Source organism: Hymenobacter sp., from assembly GCF_031398885.1.
Taxonomy (GTDB): Bacteria; Bacteroidota; Bacteroidia; order Cytophagales; family Hymenobacteraceae; genus Hymenobacter.
In genome coordinates, this window is record NZ_JANNOD010000043.1 from 50,783 (window position 1) to 63,719 (window position 12,937).

9 protein-coding genes are annotated in these 12,937 nt (G+C 65.4%); 8 read left to right on the plus strand and 1 reads right to left on the minus strand.

Annotated elements, in window-relative coordinates; all coding sequences use genetic code 11:
- Window positions 1-92: 92 nt before the first annotated feature.
- A complete protein-coding gene (tsaD, locus tag RMO51_RS07910; RefSeq protein WP_310393589.1) occupies window positions 93-1,106 on the minus strand; it encodes a tRNA (adenosine(37)-N6)-threonylcarbamoyltransferase complex transferase subunit TsaD in 1,014 nt (337 codons plus the stop codon).
- 354 nt (window positions 1,107-1,460) lie between these two features.
- Here tsaD and RMO51_RS07915 point away from each other — a divergent pair, with 354 nt between their 5' ends.
- The 8 genes from RMO51_RS07915 to RMO51_RS07950 all read left to right on the plus strand — a co-directional run bounded on the left by RMO51_RS07915 (window position 1,461) and on the right by RMO51_RS07950 (window position 12,924).
- Window positions 1,461-6,077 (plus strand): translocation/assembly module TamB domain-containing protein, encoded by a 4,617-nt coding sequence (locus RMO51_RS07915; protein ID WP_310393591.1) that lies wholly within the window; start codon window positions 1,461-1,463, stop codon window positions 6,075-6,077.
- 338 nt (window positions 6,078-6,415) lie between these two features.
- Entirely contained in the window at window positions 6,416-7,306 is an 891-nt protein-coding gene (locus RMO51_RS07920; RefSeq protein ID WP_310393593.1) for a permease-like cell division protein FtsX, read from the plus strand.
- Between the two features lie 105 nt (window positions 7,307-7,411).
- Window positions 7,412-7,717: a DUF3098 domain-containing protein gene (locus tag RMO51_RS07925; protein ID WP_310393595.1), complete on the plus strand. Its 306-nt coding sequence runs from the start codon at window positions 7,412-7,414 to the stop codon at window positions 7,715-7,717.
- 76 nt (window positions 7,718-7,793) lie between these two features.
- Window positions 7,794-8,624 (plus strand): undecaprenyl-diphosphate phosphatase, encoded by an 831-nt coding sequence (locus RMO51_RS07930; RefSeq protein WP_310393596.1) that lies wholly within the window; start codon window positions 7,794-7,796, stop codon window positions 8,622-8,624.
- 36 nt (window positions 8,625-8,660) lie between these two features.
- A complete protein-coding gene (gene truB / locus RMO51_RS07935; RefSeq protein WP_310393598.1) occupies window positions 8,661-9,602 on the plus strand; it encodes a tRNA pseudouridine(55) synthase TruB in 942 nt (313 codons plus the stop codon).
- A gap of 298 nt (window positions 9,603-9,900) precedes the next feature.
- Window positions 9,901-10,848, plus strand: a complete 948-nt coding sequence (locus tag RMO51_RS07940; RefSeq protein ID WP_310393600.1) for a bifunctional riboflavin kinase/FAD synthetase — start codon at window positions 9,901-9,903, stop codon at window positions 10,846-10,848.
- A gap of 40 nt (window positions 10,849-10,888) precedes the next feature.
- Window positions 10,889-12,226 carry a carboxypeptidase-like regulatory domain-containing protein gene (locus tag RMO51_RS07945; RefSeq protein WP_310393602.1) on the plus strand — a complete coding sequence of 446 codons (1,338 nt, stop codon included), beginning with the start codon at window positions 10,889-10,891 and terminating at the stop codon, window positions 12,224-12,226.
- A complete protein-coding gene (locus RMO51_RS07950; protein WP_310393603.1) occupies window positions 12,223-12,924 on the plus strand; it encodes a CoA transferase subunit A in 702 nt (233 codons plus the stop codon). Before RMO51_RS07945 ends, RMO51_RS07950 begins: the two co-directional genes overlap by 4 nt.
- Window positions 12,925-12,937 lie beyond the last annotated feature (13 nt).

The following is a 12,937-nucleotide window of genomic DNA, read 5'->3' on the forward strand; positions in this document are numbered from 1 at the left end:
CAACCGAACCGGCCTCAAATTCCCGCCGCAGCGGCCCGAAACGGCCGTTCGTCGCCCGCAACCGGTTGTTGGTTGCGGCGGCAGCTCCTGCCCTACGTCAGCTTCAGGCGCGGGTCGGGGCTGGTGAGCTGGGTGGCGAAGTCGCCGGCTTCGTACTGGAAATGCGCGGTCATGGCCACCATGGCGGCGTTGTCGGTGCAAAAGGCGAAGTCCGGGATGAACACCTGCCAGCCCTGGGCCCCGGCTTCGGCTTCGAGGGCGGCGCGCAGGCCGGAGTTGGCGGCCACGCCGCCGGCCAGGGCCACTTGGGTGAGGCCGGTGTCGGCGGCGGCGCGGCGAAGCTGGCGCAACAGCGTGGCCACGATGGTGTGCTGGATGCTGGCGCAGAGGTCGGCCAGGTTCTCGGCCACAAAATCGGGGCGGGCGGCGGTTTCTTTTTTCAGAAAGTAGAGCACCGCCGTTTTCAGGCCGCTGAAGGAGAAGTCGTAGCCCGGCATGGCGCCCACCGGGAAAACGAAGCGCAGCGGGTTGCCCGCCCGGGCCAGCCGGTCGAGGTGCGGGCCGCCGGGGTACGGCAGGTCGAGCAGCTTGGCGGTTTTATCAAAAGCCTCGCCGGCGGCGTCGTCGATGGTCTGGCCCATTACCTCCATGGCCATGGCCGACTTCACCACCACCAACTGGGTGTGGCCGCCGCTCACGGTGAGGCAGAGAAACGGAAACGCGGGCTTGGGGTCGCGCAGGAAATGGGCCAGGACGTGGGCGCGCATGTGGTTGACGGCCAGCAGCGGCTTCCCCAAAGCCAGGGCCAGGGTTTTGGCAAACATGCCGCCCACTAGCAAGGAGCCCAGCAAGCCCGGCCCTTGGGTCACGGCCACCGCGTCGAGGTCGGCTTTGGTGAGGCCAGCTTCTTTGAGCGCCGCCGTGACGACGGGCAACAGGTGCTGCTGGTGGGCGCGCGAAGCCAGCTCGGGCACCACGCCGCCGTACTGCTCGTGTACTTTTTGGGTGGCCACCACGTTGCTCAGCAACTGGCCGCCGGCCAGCACGGCCGCGCCGGTGTCGTCGCACGAAGATTCAATGGCAAGGATGATGGGGTGGGCGGGCATGGGCGGACAATGGTTAGGCGGGGCGCTCCGGCCGCGGTGCCGGGCACGTGCGGCCCGGCCGAGCCGCTTAAACCCGCTGCGTTACCAAGCCTCAAAGGTAGTGGCGCGAGCCGGGGCGCCGGCCACGGAAACGCGGCGAGCCGGGCGGCTGGGCCAGTGCCGGGGGTCGAAACACCCCCGGGAACTGGCCGGCTGCCCCGCCGGGCCAGGGCATAAAGGAGTTGAACCCCCGCTTACCCGTGGCCGTTCCCTTGGCTTGATGCTTGGCTACGCCGACCTGCGGTTGCCGGTAACGGCTAAAAAACCGCAACTTTGCGGATTCACCCGCGTTTCCTGCTCACATCTCCTGCTCTGGTGCGTCGTTTTTTCTCCATTGTGCTGAAAGTGCTGCTGGGCCTCGGGCTGCTGGCGGTGCTGGCCGTGGTGGCGGCGCTGGTGGCCCTGCGGGTGCCGAGCGTGCAGACCCGGCTGGCCCACAGGGCGGCCGACGTGCTCACGGAAAAGCTGGGCCAGCGGGTCATCATCGGGCGGGTAGACGTGCGGCCCTTCACGCGGGTGCTGCTGGATGGGGTGCGGGTGCTGGACCGGCGCGGCGGCGAGCTGCTGAGCATCGGGCGGGCCGACGCCAACATTGCCCTGTTCTCGGTGTTTGACCCGCGGCACCTGCACATCAGCACGCTTACGCTCAATGAGCCGCGGTTTGCGCTGAAGAACCTGCCGGGCCAGCCCGACTCCACCACCTTCAGCCAGCTGACGGCGGCGGTGCGGCGGCTGCTGGGGCCGTCCACCGACACGACTAAAAAGGCGCCGTTCGATTTTCAGATTGCGGCCGTGGCCCTGCGCAACGGCCACTTCGCCATCGAGAAAGCCGACGAGCCGCGCGACAAAAACTACGGCAAGAGCGTCGACTACGACCACCTGCGGGTGGACAGCATCTACGCCGACATCTCGCGGGTGCGGCTGGGCGACACCCTGGGCCTGCGCATCAGCCAGCTGCACGCCGTGGAGACGCCCTCGGGCACGCAGCTGCGCGAAATCTCGGCCGACATGCGCTACCGCGCCGGGCATTTCTGGGAATTCCGGGACCTGAGCCTGCGCGTGGGCCGCAGTCAGATTAAGAATTATTTGCGGTTTGAATTCCGGGAGTTTGGCAACTTTTCGGACTACAACGACTCGGTGCGGACCATCGCCCGGCTGCGCGGCGCGCGGGTGTACACCGACGACATCGCCAAGTTTGCCCCCGACCTGGCCACGCTGCACGAGTCGGTCACCCTGTCCGGCGACGCTTCGGGCTACGTGCGCGACTTCAAAGTGAACAACCTGGACGTGCGCTACGGACGGGGCACGCACATCGTGGCCAAGCGCGCCCACGCGGACAACCTGCCCAACTTTCGCGAGGCGTTTGTCGACCTGCGTTTGCTGCCCTCGGTGGTGCTCACCAGCGACTTGAAAAAGTGGCTGCCGGCCTCGGCCAACAAACTGGTGCAGCGCCTGGGCCGCGTGCAGCTGCAGGGCCAGGTGCTAGGTTTCTACAACGACTTCGTGGCCAACGCCTCGTTCGACACCGCCCTGGGCTTCGTGGCCACCGACGTGAACCTCAAGACCAAAACCGACCTGACGCACGCGGTGTACGCGGGCACCGTGCGCAGCAATGCCTTCCAGGTGGGCCGGTTCATTGGGGACGAGTCGGTGGTTCGGGACGTGACCCTGAACGGGCGCGTGGCCGGGGTGGGCTTCGAGCCGCGGCTGGCGCAGGGCCGGGCCACCATCGCGGTGCCCGCCATCTGGCTGCGGGGCCACCGCTACCGCAACATCGGGTTCGACGGCGACTTCCGGCCCCAGCACTTCAACGGCCACCTGAGCGTGAACGACCCCGCCGTGCGCCTCGTGGCCGACGGCCGCGTCGACCTGGAGCGCCAGCACGAAAACATCGACGTGAAGACGACCGTTGCCCACGCCGACCTGCGCGCCCTGGGCCTCACCCAGCAGCCGCTGACCGTGGCCACCACGGCCGTCCTCAAGTTCAAGGGCGTGCAGCTCGACTCGCTCATCGGCTACGCCCGCCTGCGCCGGTCGCGCTTCACGCTGGCCGGCCGCCAGCTGCGCCTCGACACCCTGGACGCGACGAGCACCCGCAACAGCCGCAACGAGCGGCGCGTGACCGTGCGCTCGGAAGCCGTGGACGCCCGCCTGGCCGGCACCTTCAACACCTCCGACGTGGTGCGCGACGTGCAGACGCTGCTCACCGAGTACCGGCTCAACTTCGAGAGCAACGCCACGGCCACCGCCAACTACTACCGCCAGAAGCGCCAGCGGGCCCTGCCGGTGTACCAGGTAGACTTGGTGCTGAATTTGAAAAAGCCCAACCCGGTGCTGGCCTTGTTCGTGCCCGAGCTGCAAGTGGCCAACGGCAGCCGCATCGACGGCTCGTTCCGCAACGGTGAAACCTCGATTTTGCAGCTCGGCGGCCACCTCGACAGCCTGCGCTACGGCCCCGTGCAGACGATAAACAACGACTTCGACTTCCTGACCTCGAAGCTGCCCTACAAGCCCGAGGTGCTGGCCCAGGCCAGCATCACGAGCGAGCGGCAGGTGCTGCCCGGGCTGGGGCGCACCGAAAAGTTTTTCGTGGAAGGCGTGTGGGACAACCAGCGCATCAACTTCTCCACGGCCCTGGCCCAGACGGGCACTACCAACAAGGCCACCATCAACGGCTCGCTGGGGTTCCTGCCGCGGGCGGTGGAGGTGGTGTTTCGCCAGTCGGGCCTGCACCTGCTGGACAAAGACTGGACGATTGCGGCCGACAACGCGGTGCGCATTTCCGACTACGGCCGCGAGTTCGACATTCAGAACCTGACCTTTAGCAACGGCGTGCAGTTTGTGGGGGCGCAGGGCTTCATCTCCGCCGATGCCAGCAAGCCGCCGCTGCAGCTCCAGGTGAAAGATTTCGAGCTGGGCACCCTCAACAGCCTGACCGGGCAGCAGTTGGGCGGCCGCGTGAACGCGCAGGGCACCGTGAGCGGCGTGTACGGCCCGCTCACCATCGAGAGCACCCTGGGCGTGGATTCGCTGAGCTACGACGGCACGCTGATTGGGCAGGTGGCCGGGCAAGGCAACTGGGACAACGCCGCCGGCAAGCTGCGCGTGAACCTCGACGTGGCCCGCGCCGGGCAGTCGGTGCTCACGGTGCTGGGCGACCTGGCGCCGAAGGACGCCACCAACCAGTTCAACCTGACGGGCACGCTCAACGACGCGCCCATTGTGCTGGCCCAGCCGTTTCTGGGCTCGTTGTTCAAGAACCTGGGCGGCACCGGCCGGGGCGAGCTGCGGCTCACGGGCCTGTTCGGGGCGCCCAACCTGCTGGGGCACGTGGACGTGCGCAACGGCCGCCTCACCTTCGGCTACCTGGGCACGACCTACACGTTTTCGGACCGCATCAGCTTCACCAACCGCTCCATTGAGTTCCGCAACATCCGCCTGCGCGACGCGCTGGGCAACACCGGCACCGTGGACGGCATCGTGCGCCACCGCGGCTTCAAGGACATGAGCCTGGACATTGCGGCCAGCTTCCGCAAGATGCAGGTGCTCAGCACCACGCGCCGCGACAACGACCTGTACTTCGGCACGGCCTACGCCACAGGCACGGCCCGCGTGACGGGGCCCACCGACGACCTGAACATTACGGTGCGGGCCAGCAGCGAGGCGGGCACCCGCGTGTCGCTGCCGCTCGACAACGCCGCCAAGGCCCAGAAAGCGGGCTACATCAAATTCGTTAACAACAACCCGGTGGGCGACACGGTCATCGTCAAAAAAGCCGTGGCGGTTACGGACAAGGTGGACTTGTCGGGCCTCACGCTCAACATGAACCTGACCATCACGCCGGAGGCCTACCTGGAAATCCTGCTCGACGAAAGCACCGGCGACGTCATTCGCGGCTCGGCGGCCGGGCAGCTGCGCATGGCCATCGACACGCGGGGCGAGTTCAACATGTACGGCCAGGTGGAAATCGTGCGCGGCGCCTACAATTTCACCCTGCAAGGGTTAGTAAACAAGGAGTTTGTGGTGCGGCCGGGCGGCCTCATTTCCTGGAACGGCGACCCGCTGGCCGGCGAAATGAACGTGACGGCGACGTACACCCAGCGCACCTCGCTGGCGCCCGTGCTCCCCGGGGACCGAAGCGCCGCCTCCGTAGTGCCCGTCACGGCCGTGATGACGCTGACCGGGCCGTTGCTGCTGCCGGCCATCCGGCTGGGGCTGGAGTTCAACGACGCGCCGGGCGCGCTGCAGGGCCTGCTGGCGGGCTTCACGACCTCGCTGCGCAACGACGAGCAAGAGCTGAACCGGCAGGTGTTCAGCCTGCTGGTGTTCAAGCAGCTCTCGCCGCTGGGCTCCTTTGGCAACACCATTTCCCTGCGCGGCCAGGACAACACCGTGCAGAACAGCCTGGGCCAGATTTTGAGCACCCAGCTAGGTTTGCTCACCTCGCAAATCGACCAGAACCTGGAAATTGACTTCAACATCAACGGCCTCAGCGCCGAGCAGCTGCAGGCCCTGCAGGTGCGCCTGAGCTACTCGCTGCTCAACGGCCGCCTGCGCGTGACCCGCGAGGGGGGCTTCACCAGCAACGCCAACCTCATCAACGGCACCACCCCGGGCGCGGGCAATACCAACGGCTCCGGCACGGGCAACACCGCCGGCCAGGCTTCGCTGCTGGGCGACCTGAGCTTGGAGTACTACCTGCGGCCCGACGGTAAGTTCCGCGCCAAACTGCGTTACGAAACCACGCCGCGCGACCTGGAAACCGTGAACCAGCCCCGCGCCGGCCTCTCGCTGCTGCACACCGAGCAATTCAACACGTTCGGGGAGCTGTTCCGCCGCAAGAACCCCAAGAAGAAGGAGCGCAACACCCAAAAAGCCCGCGACACCAAGGAAGTGCTGAACGTGGACGAGGACCCGCGGACTAATCTGTAGAGTTTTTGGGTGAGGAGGTGAGGGAACAGTGAGGTTGTTTAGCAACCCAAAATACTTGTCATCCTGAGCCTGCGAAGGACCTTCTCACGCCCACGCCGACTGAATTCAGGGCAAACGAAGCAGGCCTGAGAAGGTCCTTCGCAGGCTCAGGATGACAATCGACAAAAAATCAAATCATTAGAATTATTACAACAGAAAGGCTTTGGTAGTACGGTCCTGTCCATCTGGCGTCCGCGCAGCCGAAGCATGATAATCTTAACTGCTACGCCCGCGCTCCAATACCCCACTACCGCGCCGCCTCCTTCGCCTCCCCACCAAAAAAACTACCTTTGCGGAATATGGCCCTCACTCCCACCCGCAAGAAAAAGCTTGGCTCCTACCCCACTCTGCTCGTGGTGTTCAGCATCACGCTGGCCTTGGTGGTGATTGGCTTGTTTGGGCTGCTGCTGCTGCACGCCCAGAAGCTGAGCGAGGTGGTGCGCGAAAACCTGGAGGTGCAGGTCTACCTCGACCGCGACCTGCCCGAAACCGAGCTGCTGCGCCTGCAGCAGGACCTGGGCCAGCAGCCCGGCGTGGCCGAGCGGGCCGGCAAGCCCCAAATCCGCTTCGTGAGCAAGGAAGAGGGCGCCCGCCAGCTCCTGCAAAGCACCGGCGAGGACTTCCGCCAGTTCCTGGGCGACAACCCGCTGCGCGACGCCTACGTGCTCAAAATCAAGCCCGGCTACACCGACACCCTGCACCTGCGCCAGCTGGAGCGCGGCCTGGCCGCCCAGCGCGGCGTGTTCGAGGTGCAGTACCCGCAGAGCCTGTTCAGCAGCATCAACGAAAACCTGACCCGGGTGAGCCTCGTGCTGCTGGGCTTCGCGGCGGTGCTGGTGCTGGTGGTGGTCATCCTGATTAACAATACGATTAAGCTGGCGCTGTTTTCGCAACGCTTTCTTATCCGCTCCATGCAACTGGTGGGCGCCACACGGCTCTTTATCCAGCAGCCGTTTTTGCGACGGGCCACCTGGCAAGGGCTCACCAGCGGCGTGCTGGCAGCCCTGCTGCTGGTGGCGCTGCTGCAATACGCCTACCTGGAAGTGGAGCCGCTGCGCCTGCTGCGCGACGACCTACGGCTGGGCCTGCTGCTGCTGGCCGTGGTGGGCCTGGGCGTGGTCATCGGCTTCTTCAGCTCGGCCCGCGCCGTGCACAAGTACCTGAAAATGTCGCTCGACGAACTGTATTAATTTAGTTGTCAGTTATTGGTTGTCAGTTGTCAGGCCACTGAACTTGACTTTTCGCCAAAAACCGACACCTAACAACTGACAACTAAAAACTGACAACTAAACCCTATGCAACCTGCTCCCCGTTTTGCCTTCGGGCCCCGCAATTACCGCCTCATGTGGCTCGGCCTGGGCCTGCTCGCGGCCGGCTTCATCACCATGATGTTCGGCGACAAGGAAAATTACGGCGAGGATTTCGTGGGCATCACGCTCGGCCCGCTGCTGCTGCTGGCCGGCTTTGGGGTGGAGTTTGCCGCCATTCTGGTGCGCGACCAAACCCTGGTGGCGACCACCGACGCCCCGGTAGCCACCCCGGCCACCGCCGCTGCCCCGGCCGCCGCCCCAGTGGCCGCGCCCGCCTACAAGCGCCTGTAAATTAGTGATGATTGATTAGTGGTAAGTGATTAATCTCCAACACTCATCACTCATCACTAACCCCTAATCACTAAAAATGACTTACTGGCACGCGCTGCTCCTGGCCATCGTGGAGGGCCTCACCGAGTTCTTGCCCGTGTCCAGCACCGGGCACATGATTATTGCCTCGGCGCTGCTGGGCATCCCGGCCACGCCGTTCACCAAGCTGTACCTGGTGGTCATTCAGCTGGGGGCCATCCTGTCGGTGCTGGTGGTGTACTGGAAGCGGTTTTTTCAGAGTCTGGACTTCTATTTGAAGCTGCTGGTGGCGTTTCTGCCGGTGGTGGTGGTGGGGCTGCTGCTGAAGAAATACATCGACGCACTGCTCGAATCGGTGCCCGTGGTGGCGTTCATGCTGCTGTTTGGCGGGGTGGTGTTGCTGTTCATTGACCGCTGGTTTCCGCAGCAGGACGCCAACGCAGGCGGGCGCCCGGTCACGAACCCAGGCTGGCGGCAGGCGTTCACCATCGGCGTGTTTCAGTGCCTGGCCGTGGTGCCCGGTGTGAGCCGTTCGGCGGCTACCATCATCGGCGGCCTCACCCAGAAGCTCACCCGCCAGGCCGCGGCCGAGTTTGCCTTTTTCCTAGCCATGCCCACCATGGCGGCGGCGGCGGCCAAGGACCTCTACGACTACTATAAAGACGCCCACGCCCAGGGCCTGCGCCTGGCCGACTTGTTCACGGCCGAGCAGGTGAAGCTGCTGGCGCTGGGCAACGTGGCGGCGTTTGTGGTGGCGCTGCTGGCCATTCGGGTGTTCGTGGGCTTCGTAACGAAATACGGCTTCCGGGCCTTCGGCATCTACCGTATCATCGCGGGCGGCCTGCTGCTGCTGATGCTAGGGCTGAGCATTCCGCTGAAAATGGTATGACGCTGCGCTTGTGCTGCGCTTAATGAAGAATGAGGAATGAAGAATGAAGAGTTGACTGCCCCGAACGAAGAATTGGAGGGGAAAAACGAGACAATGGCGGAGGGCAATGCTGCCGCGCAAAATTCCTCATTCCTCAATCTTCATTCTTCATTTACAGCCCCTGAAGGGGTCGTTCTGCTGCTCGACAAGCCCCTGACGTGGACTTCGTTCGACGTGGTGCGCAAGGTGAAGAATGCGCTGCGCATCAAGAAAGTCGGCCACGCCGGCACGCTCGACCCGCTGGCCACTGGCCTGCTCATCCTCTGCACGGGCCGCAAAACCAAGGAAATTGACCTGATTCAGGCCCAGGAAAAAGAGTACACCGGCACCTTCCGCCTGGGCGAAACCACCCCCAGCTTCGACCTGGAAACCGCCGTGGACCTCGTGCGCCCCTACGCCCACCTCACCGCCGAGCAGATTGCGGCGGCCACGCGGCCCTTCATCGGCACCATTCAGCAAACGCCCCCGCTGTTTTCGGCCGTTAAAATCGACGGCCAGCGCGCCTACGAGCTAGCCCGCAACGGCCAGCAAGCCGAAATCAAAGCCAAGACGGTGGAAATAAAAACCTTCGAGCTCACGCGCATCGCGCTGCCCGAAATTGATTTTCGGGTGGTGTGCTCCAAGGGCACCTACATCCGCAGCCTGGCCCGCGACCTGGGCCAGGCCCTGGGCTGCGGCGCCCACCTCACGCGCCTGGTGCGCACGCGCATCGGCGAGTTTCGGGTGGAGGACGCCTATTCGCTGGACGCCATCGAGGCCCTGCGCCAGCCCCGGCCCGCCGGCGACCCCCGGCCTGCCCGCCCCGCACGGCCGCGCACGGCCCCCAACCGCGCTGGCTTGCAGTACTTTGCCGCCCTGCAAGCCGATGCCCTGGCTGCTCAGGAGCACGCAGCCGCGGACGCGCCCGACCCAAAACCCGCGCCGCCGACCGGCAGTTAGGAAAGCCCGTCTGCTCTTCATAGGCTAGAAAACCACAGACAGGTTTTTGCAACGGTTTTCAAATTCGTGCACGCGGTTCACCTCGTCCCCGACCCCTCTCCCGTGGACAGGGAGGCCAACCATAGGTCGGTAGCGGCCCCCCTCTCCGCGGGAGAGGGGCTGGGGGTGCGGTGAACCGCGTGCACAAACCTAAGCCCCGCTTTAAGCCGCCCGGCACTGCTCCGCTGCCGGGTGCCGGGGCAGCCGCCATTACCTTCGCGGCGTTTCGCCAATTCCTCATTCGCTTCCCCGGCGCCCCATGCACGTCATCCGCGACCCCGCCGAGTTTCCCCGTTTGCCGAATGCCGTCGTCACCAGCGGCACCTTCGACGGCGTGCACGTGGGGCACCAGCGCATCCTGGGCCGGCTGCGCGAGGTGGCGCGGGCCCATGGGGCGCCGGCGGTGGTCATCACCTACTGGCCGCACCCGCGGCTGGTGCTGGGCCCGCCGCCCGCCCACCCCGAGCGGCTGGAGCTGGAGCTGCTCAACACGCTGGCGGAGCGCATCGACAAGCTAGCCGGTTTTGGGGTGGACTACCTGCTCATCGTGCCCTTCACCCGGAAATTTGCGCAGTGGACTTCGGAGGAGTACATTCAGAAGCTGCTGCTGGGCACGGTGGGCGCCAAGCAATTGGTCATTGGCTACGACCACCGCTTCGGCAAAAACCGCGAAGGCGGCTTCGACTACCTGCGCCAGCACGCCGACCGCTACGGACTGACGGTGGAAGAAATTCCGCGCGAGGACGTGGACGCCGTGGGCGTGAGCAGCACGCGCATTCGCCACGCCCTGCGCCAGGGCGACATCGCCACCGCCAACCGCTACCTCGGCTACCCCTACCCGCTCACCGGCCGGGTGGTGCACGGCCAAAAGCTGGGCCGCACCATTGGCTACCCCACGGCCAACCTCGCCCCTACCGAGCCGCTGAAGCTGGTGCCGGCCCGCGGCATCTACGCGGTGTGGGCCACCACGGCGGCCGGCACCCGGCACCCGGGCATGCTCAGCATCGGCGTGCGGCCCACCGTGGGGGCCGATTTGGTGCAAACCATCGAGGTGAATTTACTGGATTTCAGCGGCGACTTATACGACAAGGAACTGACCCTGGAGTTTGTGGCCTGGCTGCGGGCCGAAGAAAAATACGACGGGCTGGGCGCGTTAAAGGCCCAACTGGCGTTGGATGCGCAGCATACGCGGGCGGCCCTGGCATAAGCCACTTCCGGCTCATTGCCTGTAATATTATTTATTATTTATGAGATACTTACAACGTTTATTAGGTTCGCACACCACTCGTCAGGCACCCCTCTCTTTGGGAGAGGGGCCGGGGGTGAGGTTTTTCGGCTGCGCCGCGTGCACGAACCGAAGAATCGCGTTAAAATTATTCCTTCTGGCCAGCTGCTGGCTGGGGGCCTCCGGCGCGGCGCGGGCCCAGGGCAAGCTCAGCGGCGTGGTGCAGGACTCGGTGACGCACGAGCCGCTGGCCTTCGCCAGCGTGTTCCTGGCCAACACCACGCTGGGCGTTACCACCACCGAGCAGGGCACGTTTGAATTCCCCAAAGTGCCGGCGGGCACCTACGACGTGGTGGGCTCCTACGTGGGCTACCGCCTGGGCAAGCAGTCCGTCGCCGTGGGTCCGGCCACCAAGCCGGTGACGCTGCTGCTGGCCCCCACGGGCAACCAGCTGGGCGAGGTGGTGGTGAAGCCGGCCCCCAACAAGCCGGAAGAGTACCAAAAATTCGCCGAGCTGTTTCTGGGCGGCACCACGTTTTCGGAGCAGTGCCGCATCAGCAACCCCGACCAGGTGCTGGTGCTCTACGACGACTCGACCAAGGAGCTGACGGCCCGCGCCCGGCAGTTTGCGCAAATCGACAACGACGCCCTAGGCTACCGCCTCAAGTACTACGGGCTGGAGTTCAGCTACAACACTGAGGACCAGACCATTTCCTACTACGGAGAGCCGGTGTTCGAGGAAATGACCCCGCGCGACGAGGAGCAGCGGCGGCAGTGGGCCGCCAACCGGGCCACGGCGTACACGGGCTCGCTCATGCACTTTTTGCGCAGCGTGCACGCCAACCGCCTGCAGGCCGAGGGCTTCCTGACCCAGCAAATGCGCGTGGTGCCCAACCCCCACTTCGCGCGGGTTCAGCGCCGGGCCACCGGCGCGTTCACGAGGACCGAGCGGGACTCGCTGGCCCAGTGGGACCGCGCGGCGCCGGTCTTCGCCCGGCTCTACCCGGCCGCCCTGCCCATCGACAGCCTGCGCCGGGTGTCGGCCGACGGGCAGCACACCTACCTGCGCTTCACGGGCGAGCTGCAGGTGGCCCACTTCGGCGAGGCGCCCGACCCGCGCTACCGCCGGCCGATGTCCCCGCTGGGCCCGGCGCGCCCGCCCTACCCCGCCCAGCGGCAGGTGTCGCGGCTGCGGCTGCAAGAGGGCGAGGCCGAGGCCGAGATTCAGGCCAATGGGGCCCCGCTCAACCCGCTCGAAATCCTCGCCGGCGAGTATTGGGGCTTTGAGCGAATCGGCGATTTTATGCCTTTTGATTACGTCCTGCCCGCCGCTTCCACTCCTACCCCCGCCAACCCATGATTGACAAAACCGTTCCGAATGCCGAGGCCGCCCTGCAGGGCCTGGCCGACGGCATGACCCTGATGCTCGGCGGCTTCGGCCTCTGCGGCATCCCCGAAAACTCCATTCAGGAAATCCTGCGCCGCGGCGTGACGCACCTCACCTGCATTAGCAACAACGCGGGCGTGGACGACTTTGGCATCGGCCGGCTGCTGCAAACCAAGCAGGTGCGCAAGATGATTTCGAGCTACGTGGGCGAGAACGCCGAGTTTGAGCGCCAGCTGCTGAGCGGCGAGTTGGAAGTGGAATTGATTCCGCAGGGCACCCTGGCCGAGCGGTGCCGGGCCGGCGGGGCGGGCATTCCGGCCTTCTACACGCCGGCCGGCTACGGCACCGAAGTGGGCGAGGGCAAGGAAAGCCGCGAATTCCACGGCAAGATGTACCTGCTCGAAACCGGCCTCACCGCCGACTTCGCCTTCGTGAAAGCCTGGCGCGGCGACACCGCCGGCAACCTGGTGTACAAGGGCACGGCCCGCAACTTCAACCCGATGATGGCCACGGCCGGCAAAATCACCGTGGCCGAAGTGGAGGAGCTGGTGCCCGCCGGCGCGCTTGACCCCAACCAGATTCACACGCCCGGCATCTTCGTCCAGCGCATCTACCAGGGCGCGCACTACGAGAAGCGCATCGAGCAGCGCACGGTGCGGGCCGCTTCATAGTGCAACCATCCTG